This window comes from Sinomonas flava, from assembly GCF_039531875.1.
GTDB lineage: Bacteria > Actinomycetota > Actinomycetes > Actinomycetales > Micrococcaceae > Sinomonas > Sinomonas flava.
Map to the genome: position 1 here is coordinate 1 of NZ_BAAAQW010000008.1, position 20,701 is coordinate 20,701.

At 70.1% G+C, this 20,701-nt stretch carries 20 protein-coding genes; 5 read left to right on the forward strand and 15 right to left on the reverse strand.

Going from position 1 to position 20,701, the window contains the following annotated elements; all coding sequences use genetic code 11:
• Positions 1-121: 121 nt before the first annotated feature.
• The 10 genes from ABD298_RS13795 to ABD298_RS13840 form a co-directional block, all read right to left on the reverse strand.
• Positions 122-1,621, reverse strand: a complete 1,500-nt coding sequence (locus ABD298_RS13795; protein WP_344300319.1) for a nucleobase:cation symporter-2 family protein — start codon at positions 1,619-1,621, stop codon at positions 122-124.
• Positions 1,622-1,793: 172 nt separating this feature from the next.
• Entirely contained in the window at positions 1,794-2,729 is a 936-nt protein-coding gene (gene pucL / locus ABD298_RS13800; RefSeq protein ID WP_344300320.1) for a factor-independent urate hydroxylase, read from the reverse strand.
• Between the two features lie 4 nt (positions 2,730-2,733).
• Positions 2,734-3,075: a hydroxyisourate hydrolase gene (uraH, locus tag ABD298_RS13805; protein ID WP_208710368.1), complete on the reverse strand. Its 342-nt coding sequence runs from the start codon at positions 3,073-3,075 to the stop codon at positions 2,734-2,736.
• A gap of 4 nt (positions 3,076-3,079) precedes the next feature.
• Positions 3,080-3,616: a 2-oxo-4-hydroxy-4-carboxy-5-ureidoimidazoline decarboxylase gene (gene uraD, locus ABD298_RS13810; protein WP_344300321.1), complete on the reverse strand. Its 537-nt coding sequence runs from the start codon at positions 3,614-3,616 to the stop codon at positions 3,080-3,082.
• A 539-nt stretch (positions 3,617-4,155) separates the two neighbouring features.
• Entirely contained in the window at positions 4,156-4,629 is a 474-nt protein-coding gene (bcp, locus tag ABD298_RS13815) for a thioredoxin-dependent thiol peroxidase (protein WP_344300322.1), read from the reverse strand.
• A 31-nt stretch (positions 4,630-4,660) separates the two neighbouring features.
• A complete protein-coding gene (gene allB / locus ABD298_RS13820) occupies positions 4,661-6,016 on the reverse strand; it encodes an allantoinase AllB (RefSeq protein ID WP_344300323.1) in 1,356 nt (451 codons plus the stop codon).
• On the reverse strand, positions 6,013-7,173 hold the full coding sequence (locus ABD298_RS13825) for a glycerate kinase (protein WP_344300325.1): 1,161 nt from the start codon (positions 7,171-7,173) through the stop codon (positions 6,013-6,015). The genes allB and ABD298_RS13825 overlap by 4 nt, the downstream gene beginning before the upstream one ends.
• A 23-nt stretch (positions 7,174-7,196) precedes the next feature.
• A complete protein-coding gene (gene gcl / locus ABD298_RS13830; protein WP_344300326.1) occupies positions 7,197-9,008 on the reverse strand; it encodes a glyoxylate carboligase in 1,812 nt (603 codons plus the stop codon).
• Positions 9,009-9,145: 137 nt separating this feature from the next.
• Positions 9,146-10,078 carry a 2-hydroxy-3-oxopropionate reductase gene (locus tag ABD298_RS13835; protein WP_344300327.1) on the reverse strand — a complete coding sequence of 311 codons (933 nt, stop codon included), beginning with the start codon at positions 10,076-10,078 and terminating at the stop codon, positions 9,146-9,148.
• A 34-nt stretch (positions 10,079-10,112) separates the two neighbouring features.
• Entirely contained in the window at positions 10,113-10,904 is a 792-nt protein-coding gene (locus ABD298_RS13840) for a hydroxypyruvate isomerase family protein (RefSeq protein WP_344300328.1), read from the reverse strand.
• 118 nt (positions 10,905-11,022) lie between these two features.
• Between ABD298_RS13840 and ABD298_RS13845 the strand changes: the two genes are divergently transcribed.
• A complete protein-coding gene (locus ABD298_RS13845) occupies positions 11,023-11,421 on the forward strand; it encodes a hypothetical protein (RefSeq protein ID WP_344300329.1) in 399 nt (132 codons plus the stop codon).
• Between the two features lie 285 nt (positions 11,422-11,706).
• On the opposite strand, the gene ABD298_RS13850 is transcribed toward ABD298_RS13845, so the two are convergent.
• On the reverse strand, positions 11,707-12,897 hold the full coding sequence (locus ABD298_RS13850) for an MFS transporter (RefSeq protein ID WP_344300330.1): 1,191 nt from the start codon (positions 12,895-12,897) through the stop codon (positions 11,707-11,709).
• A gap of 56 nt (positions 12,898-12,953) precedes the next feature.
• Between ABD298_RS13850 and ABD298_RS13855 the strand changes: the two genes are divergently transcribed.
• Complete coding sequence (locus tag ABD298_RS13855; protein WP_344300331.1) at positions 12,954-13,226, forward strand: dihydrofolate reductase family protein; 273 nt, start codon at positions 12,954-12,956, stop codon at positions 13,224-13,226.
• Positions 13,227-13,244: 18 nt separating this feature from the next.
• Positions 13,245-13,559: an MmcQ/YjbR family DNA-binding protein gene (locus ABD298_RS13860; protein ID WP_344300332.1), complete on the forward strand. Its 315-nt coding sequence runs from the start codon at positions 13,245-13,247 to the stop codon at positions 13,557-13,559.
• A 147-nt stretch (positions 13,560-13,706) separates the two neighbouring features.
• On the opposite strand, the gene ABD298_RS13865 is transcribed toward ABD298_RS13860, so the two are convergent.
• From ABD298_RS13865 to ABD298_RS13880, 4 genes are all read right to left on the reverse strand, one after another.
• On the reverse strand, positions 13,707-14,519 hold the full coding sequence (locus ABD298_RS13865) for a bifunctional allantoicase/(S)-ureidoglycine aminohydrolase (protein ID WP_344300333.1): 813 nt from the start codon (positions 14,517-14,519) through the stop codon (positions 13,707-13,709).
• A gap of 18 nt (positions 14,520-14,537) precedes the next feature.
• Positions 14,538-15,890 (reverse strand): DUF6986 family protein, encoded by a 1,353-nt coding sequence (locus tag ABD298_RS13870; protein ID WP_344300334.1) that lies wholly within the window; start codon positions 15,888-15,890, stop codon positions 14,538-14,540.
• Positions 15,890-17,488, reverse strand: a complete 1,599-nt coding sequence (gene aceB / locus ABD298_RS13875) for a malate synthase A (RefSeq protein ID WP_344300335.1) — start codon at positions 17,486-17,488, stop codon at positions 15,890-15,892. The genes ABD298_RS13870 and aceB overlap by 1 nt, the downstream gene beginning before the upstream one ends.
• Before the next feature lie 68 nt (positions 17,489-17,556).
• Positions 17,557-18,939 carry an NAD(P)-dependent malic enzyme gene (locus tag ABD298_RS13880; RefSeq protein ID WP_344300336.1) on the reverse strand — a complete coding sequence of 461 codons (1,383 nt, stop codon included), beginning with the start codon at positions 18,937-18,939 and terminating at the stop codon, positions 17,557-17,559.
• 203 nt (positions 18,940-19,142) lie between these two features.
• Here ABD298_RS13880 and ABD298_RS13885 point away from each other — a divergent pair, with 203 nt between their 5' ends.
• Positions 19,143-19,898 (forward strand): IclR family transcriptional regulator, encoded by a 756-nt coding sequence (locus ABD298_RS13885; RefSeq protein WP_208710352.1) that lies wholly within the window; start codon positions 19,143-19,145, stop codon positions 19,896-19,898.
• A gap of 524 nt (positions 19,899-20,422) precedes the next feature.
• Positions 20,423-20,614 (forward strand): hypothetical protein, encoded by a 192-nt coding sequence (locus tag ABD298_RS13890; protein WP_344300337.1) that lies wholly within the window; start codon positions 20,423-20,425, stop codon positions 20,612-20,614.
• The last annotated feature ends 87 nt before the right edge of the window (positions 20,615-20,701 follow it).

Below are 20,701 nucleotides of genomic sequence, written 5' to 3' on the forward strand. Positions count from 1 at the left end.
GGCTCTCCGCAGCACGCCGCTGACCCGACAATCACAACCCACTTACACCGAAAAATTGACAGTCCCGGTGGGACGGGACCCCGCAACGGTGGAGGCGTTGCGGGGTCCCTGGCGGAGCGGTTCAGTGGCCGTGGGCGCCGTTGGGCTCCTGGACGGTGATCTCCTTGCCGTCCTTGTCGAGGATCTTCCCGTTCTCGCAGCGGTCGCCCTCCTCGAGGCACTCGAGGACCTGGATCGGGATGACCCGGGTCGGTGCCGCGGCGAACACCGACGGGTCATGGGGGTTGCCCCGCTTCACCACGTTGAAGACGAGGTTCAGCAGGATCGCCATGATTGCGGCCGAGCTGATGCCCGAGTCGAAGATGATCTGGAACCACGTCGGGAAGTGGCCGTAGAAGTCCTTGTTGATCACCGGGATGAGCCCGAACGCGATGGAGGTCGCGACGATGATCAGGTTCATGTTGTCCTTGTAGTCCACCCTCGCCAAGGTGCGGATCCCGGAGGCCGCGACGGTGCCGAAGAGCACGACGCCGGCACCGCCGAGGACCGGCGTCGGCACGGCGGCGACGACCCGTCCGAGGACGGGCAGGAGCCCGAGGAGCGTCAGGACGCCGCCGCCCGCGGCCACCGCGTAGCGTGACTTGATCCCCGTCACGGCCACGAGGCCGACGTTCTGGGCGAACGCGCTCTGGGTGAACGTGTTGAACACGGGCGCGATGGCCGAGGACAGCATGTCGGCGCGGAGGCCGTTCGCGATGCGCTTCGAGTCCACTTTGGTGCCCGCGATCTCGCCGACGGCGAGGATGTCCGCGGTGGTCTCGGTCAGGATCACGAGGATCACGATGACCATCGAGATGATCGCCGCGGGCTCGAAGGTCGGCATCCCGAACGCGAACGGACGCGGGAGCTCGAAGATCGGGCCGGTGCCGACCTTGGAGAAGTCCGCCGTGCCGAGGAAGGCAGCGACGACGGTGCCGATGACGATCGCGAGGAGGATCGACAGCCGCGAGATGACGGCGTTGCCGAGCTTGCTCAGGAGCATGATGACCACAAGGGTCAGGGCCGCGAGCCCGATGTTCGCCGGGGAGCCGTAGTCGGGCGCCTTCGCGTTGCCGCCCAGAGCCCAGTTCGCGGCGACCGGGGTCAGGGACAGGCCGATCGTGGTGATGACGACGCCGGTGACCACGGGCGGGAAGAAGTGGATGATCTTCGCGAAGAACGGCGCGACGGCCAGGCCGATGAGCGAGGCGGCGATGACGGCGCCGAACACCGCAGGGAGCCCGCCGCCGCCGCTCACGATGGCGAGCATCGTCGCGACCGACGCGAACGAGGTGCCCTGCACGAGCGGCAGCTGCGAGCCGAACCACTTGATGCCGAGCGTCTGGAGCAGGGTCGCGAGACCGCCGACGAACAGGCAGGACGTGATCAGCAGCGCGATGTCCGGGCCGCTCAGGCCGGCGGCGGAGCCGATGATGAGCGGCGGGGCGATGATGCCGCCGTACATCGTCAGCACGTGCTGGAACCCGTAGGCGAAGGCGGTGCCAATCGGCAGCCTCTGGTCCTCGGGGCGGACCGCCTCGGCGCTGTTGTGGCCGGGTGCGGGCGCATGGTTTCGGGACATAGCGGACCTCCTTGTCAGCTGTGATATCCGAGCGCGCAACGATGGATTTCGTGGGATGGTGGGGTGCCTCGGGCGAGGCGCGGGGAGCGGAAGGAGGACGACGGCGGCCGGAGTTCACCGCCGTCGTGCCTCCCTCCGGTTCAGCGCTGGGTCAGCGCGGGGCGGAGCCGGGTCAGCAGAAGCCGGTGATGCCGTCCCAGGCGTTGGAGTCATCCGAGATGGACTCGCGCTGGAAGTTCGCCTCGATGAGGCCGTACGGGCGGTCCGCCGCGTAGAAGACCTCGTTCGGGTTGTCGAGGCCGAACGGCGTCAGGTCGACGAGGAAGTGGTGCTTGTTCGGCGTCGAGAAGCGGACCTCCTCGATCTCGAGGTGGGCGTTCAGGACCTTCTGCGCCATCTGGAACAGGGTCTGCTGGAGCGCGTAGGAGTAGCCCTCCGTGAAGCCCTCGAGCAGGAGCGCCTTGACGTCGTCGTACGACTTGTTGAAGTCGACGGAGCCGTTCGCGACAGCCTCGGGGCTGTAGCGCCAGCGGGCCGAGACGTCGGTGGCCAGGATGCGGTCCGTGGTCTCCTCGAGCGTCGTGAAGCGGTCCTTCGGGTAGCCCACGAAGCCCGACTGCGTGGACTTCAGGACCGTGAGGTCGTTCAGGCCGGAGATCACCTGGACGGTGTCGCCGTCCTTCACGACCACCGCGTTGCGCACCTCCTGGCCCTTGCGGACGAACGAGTGGTCGTGGCCCTCGGCCTGGGAGCTCGTGGCGATCCGCTCCCACGCGAACTGCTCGGCCTCCCAGCGGCCGCCCGTGACCCAGTCGAATTCGGACGTGAAGTGGTTCGCGAGGCGGATGAGGAACTGCTCGGGCGAGCCCACGCCGTCGCGGGCGAACCCGAAGACCGTGTTCTTCTGGGTGTCCGTGGGGACCACGTGGCCGTTGTCCCCGTCGAAGTGCGCCGCGTCGAAGTCGCCGCGGAGCTGTGACGTGACGCTCAGGTCCTCGATCTCGTGACGCGCGGTGTCGCGGGTGATCTTGACGACGCGGACCTCGGCCTTGCCGTACTGGTTCTTGCCCAGGACGATCTTGGTGTTCTCAGTGTTGTTCTGCGCCATGGCGCTAGCTCCCTCGGTAAGTGGAAAAGGCGAAAGGACTCAGCAGGAGCGGCACGTGGTAGTGCGCCTCCGCCGCGTCGACCGTGAAGGTCAGCGAAACCTCCGGGAAGAAGGTGTCCTGTCCGATGCCGGCGAAGTACGGTCCGGTCGCGAACTGGAGGCGGTACTCACCGCTGTCCAGCCGTTCGGGGCCGAGCTCTTTCACCCGCCCGTCTGCATCGGTGATGCCCGTGCCAATCCGGGACCATGCGCCGCCGTCGCGGGCGTAGAGTTCGACGGCGACACCTGCGGCCGGCTTCCCGGCAGCGGTATCCAGAATGTGGGTGGTCACATGTGAGACGCTCATGCGCTCATGCCCCCTTCGACGCCCGGTCCGCGGCGAGGCTCTGCTCCAGCCGGAGCACGGCGATCTCGCGGAGCTGTGCGGCGACGACGGGCTCCTCCTGCTCCGGCGTGTGGCCGAGGCGCTCCTGGAGCGCGGAGAGGATCTCCTCGGCGGTGCGGCCGGCAGCGCGGATCAGGAAGACCCGGCCGAACTTCTCCTCGTACGCCCGGTTCCCCTCGGCCAGGGCGGTTGTCACCCTGTGGTCGCGGGGATCGACGCCGGCCTGCTCGCTGCGGGACATCGACGCCTCGGCGCTCTTGCCGGCGGCCCTTTCCCCGATGCGGGGATGGTGGGACAGCGCGCCCTCCAGCTCCTGCGGGGTGAAGGGGTCCGCGGCAGTGCGCGCTGCGGCGAGGAGGTCCTCGACGCTGGCATAGGGTCGGGCCCGGGTGATCTCATCGATCCAGCGGTCGACGTCGAGGCACGGCTTCAGGAGCTCTCTTGCCTGGTCGGCGGGGGCGGCATTGAACTGTTCAAGCAACATGGCTTGTCGGGTCCTCAACTGCTCAATGCTGGCATCCACGGTGACGGCTATACGGAACGTCTTTTTCTAGCGCCTCCAGGGAGCCGGCTAGGTTCCGTATCGTGGAACTGTTATTTCAGCATGTGCAATAAGTCTGCCCCATGGGTGGTGTGACTGTCAACACTATCCGGTGATGTGGGATACAGAAATTCTGCACCCCGTGTCCCCGCCGAGGTCACCCCGTGTGGGGCCGAGGTCACCGGGTGTGGTGTCGAGGTCACCCCGTGTGATGCCGAGGTCACCGGGTGTGGTGTCGAGGTCACCTCGTGCTTTGGAGTGGCTGCCGGCACCCCGGTCGTGACATGGGCGCCGCAGAGGTGATCTGGGAGCCAGAGGGGGTGACTTCAGCGGCAGAGGGGGTGACCTGGGCGCCGCAGGGGGTGACTTCGGCGGCAGAGGGGGTGACTTCGGCGCAGGGGCCGGGCGGGGCAGGGCCGGGACGCAGAAGGCCCCGGTGCCGGTCCACAGGGGACTGGCACCGGGGCCGCACGGCCAGTTGTGGCCGCCAGGGTGCTAGGTCAGAGGCCGAGCCTGTCGCGCAGGGCCGCCACGTGGCCGTCCGCCTGGACGCCGTACTCGATGGACTCGATCGTGCCCTCGGGGGACACGACGGCGGTCGAGCGCAGGATGCCCTCCTTGACCTCGCCGTTGACGATCTTCTCGCCCCACGCACCCCACTCCTTGGCGACCGACGCGCCGTCGTCCGCCAGGAGCGGGAAGGTGAGCGAGAAGTCCTCGGCGAACGAGGCGATGTCCTCGACCGGATCCGGGGAGATGCCGATGACGCTCACGCCGGCGGCGTTGAGGGCGTCGAGGCTGTCCCGGAAGTCGCAGGCCTCGGTCGTGCAGCCGGGGGTCGCGGCCTTCGGGTAGAAGTAGACGACAGCGCGGCGGCCGCGGAAGCCGGCCAGGGAGACGTCGTGCCCCGAGGCGTCCGGAAGGGTGAAGTCCGGGGCCTGCTGGCCGGTGGAGAGCTTGGTGGAGACTGTCATGGTTCCATCCTGGGGTCGGGCGGGCAGTGGATCAGGCAGTGCCGCGGCGGATCAGCCGGCCCTTGGGCTCGCTGAAGTCCACCTCGGTGCCGCGCACGAAGGTGCGGCGCACCACGCCGGAGAGCGCCTTGCCCTGGTACGGCGTGATGTGGTTCTTATGGTGCAGCCTGTCGGCGTCGACGATGAAGGTCTCGTCCGCGGCGAAGACGGCAAGGTCGGCATCGTACCCCGGGGCCAGCACGCCCTTGCGCTGCAGGCGCGCGAGCTCCGCCGGCTTCTCGCCCATCCAGCGCACGACCTGCTCGAGCGCGATCCCACGCCGCCGGGCCTCGGTCCAGATGATCGACAGCCCCAGCTGGAGCGAGGCGACCCCGCCCCAGGCCACACCGAAGTCACCGTTCTCGAGGTCCTTGAGGTCAACAGTGCTGGGGGAGTGGTCAGAGACGATGCAGTCGATCGTGCCGTCCTCGAGGCCCTGCCACAGCAGCTCCCGGTTGGAGGCCTCGCGGATCGGCGGGCAGCACTTGAAAGCCGTCGCTCCGTTGGGGATCTCCTCCGCGAGGAGGGTGAGGTAGTGCGGGCACGTCTCGACGGTCAGCTTCACGCCGTCACGCTTCGCCGAGGCGATCATCGCCAGAGCATCCGACGACGACAGGTGGAGGATGTGCGCCCGCGCGCCGGTCCAGCGCGCGCGTTCGATGACCTCCGCGATGGCCACGTTCTCGGCGCCGCGGGGACGCGAGTGGAGGAAGCTCTCGTAGACGTCGCCCTCGGGGTTCGGGGCGCGGTCGATCGCCCGGGAGTCCTCGGCATGGACGATCATGAGGCCGTCGAAGGACGCGATCTCGGTCAGATCCTTCTCGAGCTCGTCCACCTCCAGGTGCGGGAACTCGTCCACCCCGGAGTGGAGGAGGAAGCACTTGAACCCGAAGACACCCTCGTCGTGGAGTGCGCGCAGGTCCCCCGTGTTGCCGGGGATCGCCCCGCCCCAGAAGCCCACGTCGACGAAGGACTGCGTCTCCGCCGCCGCGCGCTTGACCTGGAGGGCGTCGACGTTGACTGTCGGCGGGATCGAGTTCAGCGGCATGTCGATGATGGTCGTGACCCCGCCGGCGGCCGCCGCCTTCGTGGCGGAGGCGAAGCCCTCCCACTCGGTCCGGCCCGGCTCGTTCACATGCACGTGCGTGTCCACGAGGCCGGGGATGAGGGTCTCGTCCTCGGCCAGCTCGATGGTCTCTCGGCCGGTGAGGCCGTTGCCGAGGGGCTCGAGCGCGACGATGCGCCCGTCGGTGATGCCGACCTCCCGCGGGGCGACGCCCGCCGTGGTGAGGACCCGCTGCCCGCGGATCACCAGGTCGAATGCCGGAGCGCTCTCTGCATTGCTCACGTCACAGGCTCCTTACTGTTCTCAAGGTCAACGATAGAGGCGGCCAGATCGATCCCGATCCGCCTCAGAAGGGCGCTCGCCTCGCGGATGCAGGTCTCCACATCCGGCTCGAGGCCTGTCAGCGCGTGGACCGAGCGGAAGCCGGCCGACGCGGCATTCGCGAGCTGGCTCCGCCCGCACACCGCGACGACCGGGATGCCCTGCGCGGTGGCCTCCTTCGCGACGCCGATCGGGGCTTTGCCCGAGAGCGACTGCGCATCGAGGCTCCCCTCGCCGGTGACGACGAGGTCCGCACCGGCGAGCCTCTCGCGCAGCCCGGTGAATTCGACGACGACGTCGATGCCCCGCCTCCGCGTCGCGCCCAGGGCGAGGGCCGCATACCCGACGCCGCCGGCCGCGCCCGCGCCGGGGAGGTCCTTCGCGGCTGCGGCCACCGGGCCCATGGCCTGGCCGAGGACGGCGGCGAATCGCGCCAGGGCGGCGTCGAGCTCCACGACGTCCGACGGCGAGGCCCCCTTCTGGGGGCCGAACACCGCCGCCGCCCCTTCCGCGCCGAGGAGGGGGTTGTCGACGTCGGCGGCGAGGACGAGCCGGGCGCGGTCGAGGCGGGCGTCGAGGCCCGACAGGTCCGCTTCGGCGATCCGCGCCAGGGCCGCGCCGCCGAGCGGGAGGTCGCGGCCGGCGTCGTCCGTGAAGCGCGCACCGAGGCCGGCCAGCATGCCGGCCCCGCCGTCGGTGCACGCGCTGCCGCCCACGCCGAGGACGATCTCGCGGCAGCCCGCGTCGAGGGCCGCCCGGATGAGCTGACCCGTGCCCAGGCTCGTGGCGCCGCGGGCGTCGCGGACGCCGGCCGGGAGCACGTCCAGCCCGGAGGCGGCGGCCATCTCGATCACTGCCGTGCGCCGGCCCTCGGGGCCTGCGGAGACGGCGAACTCGGCGGTGAGTGTCTGGCCCGTCGGGCCGGCCACGGCCGCCCGGCGTGGGGAGAAGCCCGCGCCGAGCGCCGCGCTCACGGTGCCCTCACCGCCGTCGGCCACGGGGACCAGGACGAGCTCGGCGTCGGGGAGCACCTCGAGGATGCCCTCGGCGAGCGCCTCGGCGACCTGGGCGCCGGTGAGGGAGCCCTTGAACTTGTCCGGGGCGAGGACGATCTTCATTCCTGATCCTGCCTTCGGCCCGGCTAGCTGCCCGCGCCCGCGAGGGCCACGATCGCGGTGGGAGCGTCCTCGGGGGTCTCGGCGAGGCCCTCGAACTCCGTCACGTTGTCCAGCTCGGTGCCCATCGCGATGTTGGTGACCCGCTCGAGGATCGCCTCCACCACGACCGGCACCCTGTGCTCCGCCATGAGTGCACGGGCCTTCTCGAAGGCGGGCCCCAGGTCCTCCGGGTGCTCGACCCGGATGGCCTTGCAGCCCAGGCCCTCGGCCACCTTGACGTGGTCCACGCCGTAGCCTGCGACGGTGCTGCTCATCGTGCCGATGCCCGGTTCCGCGTTGATGTTCTCGAAAGCGAGCGAGACGTGGTAGTCCATCTCGAAGCCGCGCTGCGACTGGCGGATGAGCCCCAGGTAGGAGTTGTTCACCACCACGTGGATGTACGGCAGCTGGAACTGCGCGCCCACGGCGAGCTCCTCGATCATGAACTGGAAGTCGTAGTCGCCCGAGAGCGCCACGACCGTCTCGCCCGGCTTGCCGCGCACGACGCCGAGCGCGGCCGGCCCGGTCCAGCCCAGCGGGCCCGCCTGGCCGGCGTTGATCCACTTGCGCGGGCCGAACACGTGCAGCATCTGCGCCCCGGCGATCTGGGACAGGCCGATCGTGGTCACGTAGGTGGTGTCGGGCCCGAACGCCTTGTTCATCTCCTCGTAGACGCGGAACGGCTTCATGGGCACGTTGTCGAAGTGCGTCTTGCGCTGCATGCGGCCGCGCTTGTCCTGGGCGGCCTCGGCCCACGCGGTGTAGTCGGGCAGCTGGCCGGAGGCCTTGCGCTCGCGCGCCACCTCGAGGACCGCGTCGAGGAACGCGCCGGCGTCGGAGACGATGCCGAAGTCGGGGGAGAACACGCGGCCGATCTGGGTCGGCTCGATGTCGACGTGCACGAACGTGCGCCCCGCGGTGTACTTCTCGATGGAGCCCGTGTGGCGGTTGGCCCAACGGTTTCCGATCCCGATCACGAAGTCGGACTCGAGGAACGTCGCGTTGCCGTACTTGTGCGACGTCTGCAGGCCCACCATGCCGGCCATGAGTCGGTGGTCGTCCGGGATGGCGCCCCAGCCCATGAGGGTCGGGACCACGGGCACGTTGAGGGTCTCGGCCAGCTCGACGAGCTGGGCGGCGGCGTCGGCGTTGATGATGCCGCCGCCGGCCACGATCAGCGGCTTCTGGGCGGCGGTGAGCATGTCCAGGGCCTTCTCGGCCTGCCTGCGGGTGGCGCGCGGCTTCTCGACCGGGAGCGGCTCGTAGGCGTCGATGTCGAAGTCGATCTGGGCCATCTGCACGTCGAACGGCAGGTCCAGGAGCACGGGGCCGGGACGGCCGGAGCGCATGAGCTGGAACGCCTTCTGCACCGCGCCGGGGATCTGGCCGGGCTCGAGGACGGTCATGGCCATCTTGGTCAGGGGCTTCGCGATGGACTCGATGTCCACGGCCTGGAAGTCCTCCTTGTGCAGCTTCGCGACGGGCGCCTGCCCGGTGAAGCACAGCATGGGGATCGAGTCCGCCTGGGCCGCGTACAGGCCCGTGATCATGTCCGTGCCGGCGGGGCCGGAGGTGCCGAGGCAGATGCCGATGTTGCCGGCCTTCGCGCGGGAGTACCCGTCCGCCATGTGCGAGGCGCCCTCGACGTGGCGGGCGAGCGTGTGGCGGATGCCGCCGTGGGCGCGCATCGCGGAGTAGAGGGGGTTGATCGCGGCGCCGGGCAGGCCGAAGGCCTCGGTGGCGCCCTCCTTCTCGAGGATGGCCACGATCGCGTCGACAGTGCGCATCTTTGCCATGTCGGAAGCTCCTTTGGAACGTTTTCGGGTGTGAGAAAGGGGCCGGCCCCGAGGTTGCGCGCCCGGGGCCGGCTGTCTGTGGGGGCACCGCGGTGGGTGCCTGGCGCACGACGGCGAGTGGTCGCCGTCGTGCGCGGCTACGCCTTGCCGGAGAGCCTGTCTTTGCCGGAAGACTCGGCCTTGCCGGAGAGCTCGGCGGTGAGCTTGAAGAGGCCCGAGTGGTCGAGGCCGCCGTCGCCCCGGGCGACGAGGGCCGTGACGAGCTGCGCGACCGCCGCGCCGAGGGGGACGACGACGCCGGCCTCGCGGGCCGCGGAGGTGACGATGCCGAGGTCCTTGTTGTGCAGGGCCAGGCGGAAGCCGGGGTCGAAGTTGCGGTCCAGCATCTTCTGGCCCTTCTGGTCCAGGACCTTCGAGCCGGCGAGGCCGCCGCCGAGGACCTTGAGCGCGGCGTCGGTGTCCACGCCGTACGCCTCGAGGAAGACGATCGCCTCGGAGAGCGCCTGGATGTTGACGGCGACGATCAGCTGGTTCGCGGCCTTGACGGTCTGGCCGGAGCCGGAGGGGCCCACGTGGACGATGGTCTTGCCGACCGCCTCGAGGACCGGGAGCGCGGCGTCGAAGTCCGCCTTCTCGCCGCCGACCATGATGGACAGGACCGCGTCGATGGCGCCCTGCTCGCCGCCGGAGACCGGCGCGTCGAGGGGGCGGATGCCGGCCTCGCGGGCGTCGGCGGAGAGCCGAGCGGCGACGTCCGGGCGGATCGACGAGGCATCGATCCACAGCGCGCCCTTCGGGGCGTTCGCGAAGACGCCGTCGGGGCCGGAGACGACGCCCTCGACGTCGGGGGAGTCCGGGACCATCGTGATGATGACCTCGGCGTCCTTGACCGCCTCGGCGATGCTCTTCGAGCTCCGGCCGCCCTCGGCGACGAGCTTGTTGACCTTGTCCTCGCTGCGGTTGTAGCCGGTGACGGCGTAGCCGGCCTTGACGAGGTTGACGGCCATGGGGAGGCCCATGATGCCGAGGCCGATCACTGCGATGCTGGACTTGGTCCCTGCGTTGCTCATGCTGTTCTCCTTCACGTCTGGTGGGTGGCGGCTGTCACGCGACCGGGCGGATGGCCCAGGCGAACGCCTCGGCCTGGGGCGCCTTGTACTCGAGGCCGATGTAGCCGGCGTAGCCGAGCTCGCGGGAGCGCGAGATCCACTCGCCGAGCGGGAGGCTTCCGGTGCCGGGGGCGCCGCGGCCGGGGTTGTCCGCAATCTGGATGTGGCCGAAGTCCTTGGCGTGCTCCTCGATCACGGCGGCGACGTCGTCGCCGTTGACCGCGAGGTGGTAGAAGTCCGCGAGGAGCCTGACGTTCTCGACCCCGGCTTCCTTCGTTGCGGCGATGACGCCGAGGGCGTCCGCCGCGGTCTTGAGCGGGTAGGCGGGAGTGCCGGAGACCGGCTCGAGGAGGACGGTGCCGCCGACCTTCGCGACGCCCTCGGCGGCCGCGACGAGGTTCTTCAGCCCGAGTTCGTCCTGCTCCCGCGGGGTGAACCCGTCCTGGCGGTTGCCGTAGAGGGCGTTGAACGCCTTGGTGCCGGTGCGCTCGGCGATGCCGACCACCACATCGATGTTGTCCTTGAACTCGCCGCAGCGGCCCTTCCAGGACACGAGGCCGCGGTCCCCTGCCGGCATGTCCCCGGCGAAGAAGTTGAGGCCGCTCAGCTGCACGCCGGCGTTCTCGAGCGCGGCGACGAACGCGTCGACGTCCTTGTCGGCGGGGACGGCCTCGGCGAACGGCCACCAGAACTCGACGGCGTCGAAGCCTGCGGCCTTGACGGCGGCAGGGCGCTCGAGCAGCGGCAGCTCGGTCAGGAGGATGGAGCAGTTCACCGTGTATGTCATCGTCGACACCTCTCTCATCTGTCATTTCCAGATAGTGGAAGAAAACTTTCTCTCAATGAAAGTGTAGGGGGATGATGTGAGGCCGGTCAAGCCGTCTTGGATACCAAAGGAGGGGCGTATGTCTCTGGTTCCTGAGGTCGTGGGGCCCCATGATGGAGACATGGTGACCTATTTCGGCATGGAGCATGCGTCAAGCAAGGACCCGCACGACTGGGGGCGGGCCATGTGTTCCGCACTGAACCGCCTCCTGGAGGAGGCCAAGGGCGACAGGAACTACCTCGAGCACAAGCACCTGCTCGGGCAGGACATCGTGATGCGCATCGAGGCGGAGGGCGACGGCGTCGCCGTGCACCTGAGCTGGAAGCCGCAGAACCAGGACGACGCCCCGCGGGACGACGAGGACGACGACCGTGAGGCGGTCGGCCGGAAGACGACCGCGGGGCGGGATGCGACGGAGCAGGAGGCGGCAGATCGGGAAGCGGCTGAGCTCGTGGAGGGTTCCGGCCGCGGCGGCTGACGTTTCGGGTACAGCTAATTTGCCCTCATGGCGTTTCGGGTACGGCTAATCAGCGCCTGACGCGTTTCGGGTACGGCGCACCGCTCTTTCGCGCGGGCACCCACTTCTCGAAGGTCTGGCGTGCGACGCCGCGGGGAACCCTGGGCGGGTGAGCTCACCACACGGAGCGAGGCCTCGGCGTCGTGCCTCGCGTACCCGTTGAGCAGAGGCAAACGAAGACCCGTACCCGAAACGGGTGGGGGAGTGAAGAGCTGTACCCGAAACGCCAAGGGGCGGGTCAGGGGGTCAGGGGGCCGGGCGAGCCGCTCGCCACCCGGCCGCCGAAGCCCCCAGCAGCACCCCGGCCGCCGTGAAGACTCCAGCCGACCCCATCCCGGCGGCGAGCAGCCCGACCGCGGGCGGGACGACGGCCTGCCCGAGGCGGTTGGCCGTGATCCGTGCGGCGAGCCAGGTCCCCCGGGTGCCGGGTGGCGCGGCGAGGGAGACGACGGTCATCGTCAGGGGCTGCACGATCCCGAGCGCGTACCCGGCCGCGACGAGTACGGCGCCGAGGGCCCACTCCGGCATCGGCACCGCGACGGCCAGGACGGCGGCGGCGCCCGCGGCGGTCGCCCACAGGATGAGCCCGGAGCGGCCGAACCGGTCCACGAGTCGTCCGAGCGCGAGCCGCGAGGCCATGGTCGCGAGCGCGCGGGCGGTCAGGAGCGCCCCGACCACGGAGGCGGGGATCCCGCGTTCCACCCCGAGGGCCGGGAGGTAGACCTGGATGAGGTCGATCGAGCACAGCACCATCATCGACACCCCGATCGAGGTCACGAGGGGCCGCCGGACGGCCGGATCGGCGGCGAGTGCCTGGCGCAGTGGAATCGAGGTCGTGCGCCTGCTGCCCCGGGTCCCTGACCGCCTGACGACCATCCACAGGGTCGTCGCGGACATGGAGGCAGCCGCGGCGAGGTAGAGGGCGAACAGCGGTCCGGTCTCGGGCAGCACGGAGCCGCCGCCCACCACGGCGAGCAGGGTCGGGGCGAGCGCCTGCCCGGCCGAACCTGCGAACGTGTAGAGGCCGAAGAGCGCGTCCAGGTTCCGCCGCCGCCCCGAAGCGGCCGCGGCCTCGGCGATGCGGCTCTGCTCGCCCAGGAGGCTGATGAGGTGCCCGAGGCCGAGGAGCGCGTTCCAGCCGAGGAGCCACCACACGTCCGGGGTCGCGAGCAGCAGCCCCACCCCGGAGCCGACCATGAGCAGCGCGCCGGCGAGGAGCAGCGGGCGTCCGTGGCCGGCGTCGTCCATCCGGCCCACCCACACCGCGGCCGCGAGCGGCAGGAGGGAGAAGCTCGCCACGACCAGTCCCAGCAGTGCCGGCTCGACGCCCAGCTCGAGCGCGCGGTAGGACGCCGTGGGCCGCACGGTGTACGCGGCGAGCTGGAGGAAGACGGCGTGGGCAAGCACGGCCCACGGGTAGCGAGCGGGAGATGTCATGGCGAAGCCAACGTTAGCCCTTGTTCACAGGCGGACTCCGGTGCCACGGTGGAGCCATGGGACGGCTCATTGTTCAGGAGACGGTCAGCGCCGACGGCTTCGCGGCGGACCCCGAGGGCGACATCGGCTGCTGGGGCAGCCTGAGCTTGGTCCGGGAGCTCCTGGACCCCGGCGAGGCTGACGGGCTGCGGCTGGTTGTGGCGCCGTCGAAGATCGGCCAGGGGCGGCGCTTCGGCCCGGCGGGACAGGTCCAGCTCGCCCGGCGCGAGGCAGCGACGTACGACGACGCGCTGGTCGCCCTGGTCTACGACCTCCGCAGCGCCGACTGAGCCCGGCGAGACCGAGCCGTGGCCACCGAGGAGGACGTCCGTGCGCTGTGCCTGGCCCTGCCGGGCGTCACCGAGCGGCCGAGCTGGAACCAGCCCGCGTGGTTCGCCAAGACGCTGTTCGCACGCATCTGGGAGCCCGGTGTCGTGACTCTCAAGACGGAGGAACGCGAGGCCCTCGCTGCGACGGACCCCGAGACGTTCTACTGGGAGATCCCGCACCACGTGGGGTCTCCGCAGCTCGTGCTCGTCCGGCTGGGGCGGATCTCGCGGGACGAGCTGGCCGAGATGGTCGAGGAGTCCTATCGGATCGCTGGAGGTCCGGGGAAGGACTGACCGCGTACCCGGAAGGCCCTCTCGTGGGATCTGGCGTACCCGAAAGGGTGAAATGCGCGAAGGATGTGTACCCGAAACGCGGGGGACGACGGCGCGGGGCGGCTCAGTGCCAGGCCGGCCCCGCGCCGTCGTGCTTGAGGGCTCCTCTCAGGTGAGCTTCACCTGGCGGTTGACGTCCTTGTAGAGGAGGTAGCGGAACTCGCCGGGGCCGCCGGCGTAGCAGGCCTGGGGGCAGAAGGCACGCAGCCACATGAAGTCGCCGGCCTCGACCTCCACCCAGTCGTTGTTGAGCAAGTACATCGCCTTGCCCTCCAGGACATAGAGGCCGTGCTCCATGACATGGGTCTCCGGGAACGGGATCACGCCGCCGGGCTGGAACGTCACGATGTTCACGTGCATGTCGTGCGCGAGGTCGTCGGGGTCGACGAAGCGGGTGGTCTTCCAGACGCCGTTGACGTCCGGCATCTCCCGGGGTGCCACCTCGGCGTCGGAGGTGACGAAGCTCTTGGCCTCGTAGCCCGGCAGCCGCTCGTACGCCTTGCGCACCCAGTGGAACGAGACGATGTCGTCCGAGACGTTCTCCAGGCCCCACTCGTCGCCGGCGGCGAGGTAGGCGTAGCCGCCTTCGCCGAGCTCGTGGGCCTCGCCGTTGAGCGTCAGGTTCACCGTGCCCTTGACCACGAACACGACGCCCTCGACACCGGGCTCGAACTCCGCCTTGGGAGCCCCGCCGCCGGGGGCGATCTCGACGATGAGCTGGGAGAACGTCGTCGCGAACCCGGAGATGGGCCGGGCGATGATCCACGAGCGGGTCTTCGCGAAGCCGGGCAGGTTGGACGTGACGATGTCGGTCAGGACGCCCTTGGGGATGACCGTGTAGGCCTCGGTGACGATGGCGCGCTCGGTGGTCAGGTGGGTCTGCGGCGGCAGGCCGCCTTCGGGGTAGTAGTACTTGCCCATGTCTCTTCCTTGGCGGGGTCAGTTCGGAACGGCGGCGCTGTGCGCGAGCCGGGGGTGCGCGAGCCGGGGATGTGCGAGGCCGGTGAGCTCGGCCTCGGTCAGCCCGGTCGAGGCGAGGACCTCGTCCGCACCGACCGCGCCGCACTGGAGGCCGCGCAGCACGAAGGCCGCGAGGGCGCGCGCGGTCGCCGGCTCGTCGAGGACGGCCCCCACGGTCTGCGCCACGTAGTTGCGCAGCCGCTCGGTGGCAGCGTCCAGCCCCTGCCGGTAGAACGCGTAGGTCGCGATGTACCGGGTGGGCAGCTGGTGCGCGTGGAGGTCCCAGCCCTGGTAGAAGCCCCGCTCGAGGGAACGGCGCACGAGGCGGGCGTGCAGCCGCCAGGCCTCCTGGCGCTGCGCGGCGTCCCCGAGCGGAAGGATGTTGGTCGAGCCGTCGGAGAGGCGGATGCCCGTCCCGGCGACCGCGAGCTGCATGACCTCCTTGGCGAAGTCGGCCACGGGGTGCTCCATCGACTGGTACGCGGCGGCGATCGAGAGCGACGCCGAGTAGTCGTAGGTGCCGTAGTGCAGGGCGGTGATGCGGCCGTCCGCCTTGTGCGGCAGCTGCGCGACCGGGTGGGATCCGTCCGCGCCGATGATGAGCTGCGGGGTCTCGACCTGGACCTCGAAGCCGAGCCGGCCGGGGTTCAGGCCGAGCGCGGACTCGAGGCGCTCGACGGCGTAGACCATCGCCTTGACCTGGTCCACCGTGGTCACCTTGGGCAGGGTCAGCACCAGGCCGTCGGGCAGCCCGTCGGGGCCGCCGACGGCGTCGACGAGCCGGACGACGAAGAGCTCCAGTGTGCGCAGGCCACGCCGGCGGGTGGCTTCCTCGAGGCACTTGAAGCGGATCCCGGCGAACGGCGTCGCGCTCCCTGCGGCGAGCGCGGCGGCGAGCTGGTCCGCCGCCCGCACCGCCTCGGCGTCCTCCGTCTCCTCCGGGTCCCCGCCGGCCTGGGCCGCGCGGCCGGGGGCGAGATACCCGTCCTCGAAGTCGAGGCGAAGGTCCTCGATCGGCTCGGTGCGCAGCTTGGCCTCAACCCGGGGCGCCACCTCGGCGGCGAGCTCGGGGGAGAGGCCCACGAGCTCGGCGAGTGCCCGCACGCCGCCGGCCTCCTCCGCGGCCGCGAGCGCGGCGGCGCCCCACTCCGCCGGGAGCGACGGCGTGAAGCGGTCCGCGGGCACGTAGACGGTGTGGACGGGCTGGCGCGACCCCGAGTCGCCGGGGTAGCCGACGGCGAGCAGGCGGTCCGTGTCGGCGAGGCCGGCGTCGATCCGCTCGTAGTCGGCTTCCCCGAAGACCGGGTGCGGCCTGGGGGAGTGGGAGCCCATCAGCCCACCAGCTCGTAGGCGGGGGTGGTGAGGAAGTCCGTGTACTCCTCGGACAGGCAGATGTCCGCGATGAGGCGGCTGGCCGGCTCGTAGAACTTCGCGAAGGCCTGCGGATCCACCTCGGTGCGCAGCCGCTCGGTCTCCTCGGCGAGGGCCTGCTCGACGAGTTCGCGGGTCACGGTGTTGCCCGTGTCGGCCAGGACCACCTTGTTCCGGATCTGCTGCCAGACCTGGGAGCGGGAGATCTCCGCCGTCGCGGCGTCCTCCATGAGGTTGTGGATGGCCACCGCGCCGTTGCCCGAGAGCCACACGGCCGTGTAGGCGACGGCGACGTAGAGGTTCAGATGCAGGCCGGCTTCGGTGGCCACGCCCTCCGTCGAGGAGACGTCGAGGAGCTGGTCCGCGGTCACGTGGACGTCGGGGCGGAGCCGGTCGACCTGGTTCGGCTTGTCGCCAAGGACCGCGTCGAAGACCTCCTGGCACGTCGGCACGAGGTCAGGGTGTGCCACCCACGAGCCGTCGAATCCGTCGGTCGCCTCGCGGGTCTTGTCTGCGCGCACCTTCTCGATCGCGGCGGCGGTGATCTCCGGCTCCTTGCGGTTGGGGATGAACGCGGCCATTCCGCCCATGGCGAAGGCGCCGCGCTTGTGGCACGTCTGCACGAGGAGCTCGGTGTAGGCGCGCATGAACGGCGCCGTCATGACCACCGAGGCGCGGTCGGGGAGGGTGAACCTCTCGCCCGCGTCGCGGAAGTACTTGATGATGCTGAAGAGGTAGTCCCAGCGGCCCGCGTTGAGGCCCGAGGCGTGGTCGCGCAGCTCGTAGAGGATCTCGTCCATCTCGAAGGCGGCCGGGATGGTCTCGATCAGGACGGTGGCCCGGATGGTGCCCTGCGGGATGCCGAGGTAGTCCTGGGCGAAGACGAAGATGTCGTTCCAGAGGCGGGCCTCGAGGTGGCTCTCCATCTTCGGCAGGTAGTAGTACGGGCCGCGGCCGGAGGCGATGAGGTGCTTGGCCACGTGGAAGAAGTGCAGGCCGAAGTCCACGAGCGCGCCGATGGCGGGCTCGCCGTCGACCATCACGTGGCGCTCCTCCATGTGCCAGCCGCGCGGGCGGGTGACCACGACGGCGAGCGGGGCGTCGCTGCGGAGGCGGTACTCCTTGCCCTCGGGAGAGGTGTAGGAGAGGGTGCCCTGCGCCGCGTCGCGGAGGTTGAGGACGGAGTCGACGACGTTGGCCCAGTGGGGGCTCGAGGCGTCCTCCATGTCCGCGAGCCACACGCGGGCACCGGAGTTGAGGGCGTTGATGGCCATCTTCGCCGGGCTGGCCGGCCCGGTCATCTCCACGCGGCGGTCCTGCAGGGCCGCGGGGGCCTCCGCGACCTTCCAGCCCCCCTCGCGGACCGAGGCGGTCTCGGGCAGGAAGTCGAGCCGGCCGGTGCTGGCCGCCTCGGCCCGGCGGGCCTTGCGGGCGGCCAGGCGGGCGTTGCGCTCGGCGCCGAAGCGGGCGTGGAGCTCCTCGATGAACGCGAGGGCCTCGTCGGTGAGGATCTCCCCGGCGCGCGCGACGGGCGCCGTGTCGGTCACGGTGATGGCCATGCCATCCTCCTTCTCTCTCCCGGTGCCGGGAGGTCAGTGGGCCTGGGTGCTCTGCTGTGCGCCTGCGGCTACGCGTGGGCGGCGGCGACGATCGCGGCGGCGACGTCCTGGGCGACGTGCGGGTCGAACACGCTCGGGACGATGAAGCTCGGGTTGAGTTCCTCGTCCGAGACTCGGGCGGCGATCGCCTGGGCCGCAGCCACCAGCATGGCAGGGGTGATGTCGGCCACGCCAGCGTCGAGGAGGCCACGGAAGACGCCCGGGAACGCAAGCACGTTGTTGATCTGGTTCGGGAAGTCGCTGCGGCCGGTGGCGACGACGGCGGCGTGGTCGGCGGCCGCCACCGGGTCCGTCTCCGGGTCCGGGTTGGCCATGGCGAACACGATCGCGTTCTCCGCCATGGTGGCGACGGCGTCGGGACCGAAGAGGTTCGGTGCCGAGACGCCGATGAACACGTCCGAGCCCTTGAGGGCCTCGACGAGGGTGCCCGAGAAGGCCTCGGGGTTGGTGTTCTCCGCGATCCAGATGCGGTGCGCGTCCGTGTGCTGCTGGCCGCGGTGGATCGCGCCCTTGCGGTCGCACGCGATGATGTTCTTCGCGCCCTGGGCTTGGAGGAGCTGGATGATCGCGTTGCCCGCTGCGCCCACGCCGGAGATGACGATGCGGACGTCCTCGATGTTCTTCTTCACGATCTTGAGGGCATTGACGAGGGCGGCCAGGGTCACGATCGCGGTGCCGTGCTGGTCGTCGTGGAAGACCGGGATGTCGAGCTCCTCGCGGAGGCGGGCCTCGATCTCGAAGCATCGCGGGGCCGCGATGTCCTCGAGGTTCACGCCGCCGTACACCGGGGCGATCGCCTTGACGATCCTGATGATCTCCTCGGTGTCCTTCGTGTCGAGGCAGACCGGCCACGCGTCCACGTTGGCGAACTGCTTGAAGAGCGCGGCTTTGCCCTCCATCACGGGCAGGGCCGCGGCTGGCCCGATGTCGCCGAGGCCCAGCACGGCGGTGCCGTCGGTGACCACCGCGACGGTGTTCCGCTTGACCGTGAGCCGGCGTGCGTCCTCGGGGTTCTCGGCGATCGCACGGCACACGCGGGCGACGCCGGGCGTGTAGGCCCGCGAGAGGTCGTCGCGGTTGCGGAGGGGAACCTTCGGGACGACCTCGAGCTTGCCGCCCAGGTGCATGAGGAAGGTGCGGTCGGAGACCTTCCGGACCGTCACGCCCTCGAGCGCCTCGAGGGCCGCGGCGACCTCCTCGGCGTGCTGCTCGGAGGTCGTGTTGCACGTGATGTCGACGACCAGCTGGTCGTGGTGGGACTCGCTGATGTCGAGCGCGGTCACGGGGGCGCCGGCGGCTGCGACGGCCGCGGCGAGCTCGCTCGTGATGCTGATGCGGCTTGGGGCGTCGACGCGGAGGGTGATGGAGTTGCCGGGGCTGGGACTCGCCATTGAATCGTCCTTCTGTCGGGAGGCATCAGCCTCGGTCATGTTTTCCGTACTACGGATATTATTCTCTGCATCTTGGAAAGTTCAAGTCCCATTGCTTCCGCGCGTCCCTATCTGACGATGGGAGCGTGGGGTATCGTTGAAGAGCCGCAGAATTCCGGGATGCGGATAATTTTTGTCGGAAGCTGTGGCATTCAGGAGGAGACATGGCCGAGAAGGCATCGGGCGGCGTCCAGTCGGTGGAGCGCGTCTTCGAGCTGCTCGAACTCATCACCGACGCCGGGGGAGACGTCACGCTCAGCGAGCTGTCGTCCTCGACCGAGCTCCCCCTGCCCACGATCCACCGGCTGCTGCGCACGCTGGTCGCCCTCGGCTACGTGCGGCAGCTGCCGAACCGCCGCTACGCCCTCGGCCCGCGCCTGATCCGCCTCGGCGAGGGCGCCAACAAGCAGCTCGGCGCGCTCGCGCAGCCCCAGCTGAAGATGCTCGTGGACAAGCTGGGTGAGACGGCCAACATGGCGGTCCTCGACTCGGACATGGTCATCTACGTTGCCCAGGTCCCCTCGCCCCACGCGATGCGGATGTTCACGGAGGTGGGCCGGCGCGCTCACACGCACGACACCGGCGTGGGCAAGGCCATCCTCGGCGAGCTCGGCGACGAGCAGGTCCGCTCGATTGTCTCCCGGCAGGGCATGCCCACCCCCACGCCCTACAGCATCGGCGACGTCGACTCTCTCCTCTCCGACCTCGACAAGATCCGGGCCCGCGGCTACGCGATCGACGAGCAGGAGCAGGAGATCGGCGTCCGCTGCTTCTCGATGGCCGTCCCCCATGCGCCGACGCCCACCGCGATCTCCGTCTCCGGGCCCATCTCCCGCGTGGACGAGGCCTTCGGCGAGCGCGCCGTCCCGCTCCTGCGTCAGGCCGCGGAGGCCATCTCGGCAGAGCTCAACCGCACCTGACCCACGCCCGTTCCGGGTACGGCACCTCCCCGCCCACCCCCTTCTCGGGTACGCGAAAAGTGCGCCGCTGGCGTCTCGGGTACGCGAAGTCTGCGCCGCCGCCGTCTCGGGTACGCGAAGTCTGCGCCGCCGCCGCCTCGGGTACGCGAAGCCTGCGCCGCCGCCGTCTCGGGTACGAGCTCCGCGGTCTGACGCGACCGCCGCGGGCAGGCCTTCCTCCGTCATCGAAAGCGGACGACGCCGCGCGCCGGCCAAGCCGAGGCGCGCGCCCGCCGTCGTGCGTACCCGAGATGGGGTGGGGCGCGATCTGGCGTACCCGAGATGGGGTTGGGCGTAGTCTCGCGTACCCGAGATGGGGTTGGGCGTAGTTTCGCGTACCCGAGATGGGGGAGGGGGTTGCGCGTCGACTGCCACGCAACCCTTGACCGGTGAGGTGGTATACCCATAAGATTTCATATAACAAGAAGAAGTTTCCACGATACGATAAATCTACACGCGATCTCACTGGACGAAAGGGGAAGTCGATGTCCGCGAAAGCAAGCACCGCGCAGGAAGCGCCGGTCCTGGCGTCTGCGCCGAGGGAGAGCTACATCCCGAAGGTCACGAACGTCGACCCCGACTTCGCGATCCAGCCGGACCGGCACGATCGCGCACGGGCGGAACGTCGCTCGTGGCTCGGCCGCATCCCGCTCCTCGGCTGGTTCGCCGCCCGCTAGCGGTTACCTGGCCACCCGCGCTGGCCGCGTCCGGGAAGTGCGGGGTCGAAAGCCCCTGCCCTCCCGCCGGGCGTGTGCGGTGTGATG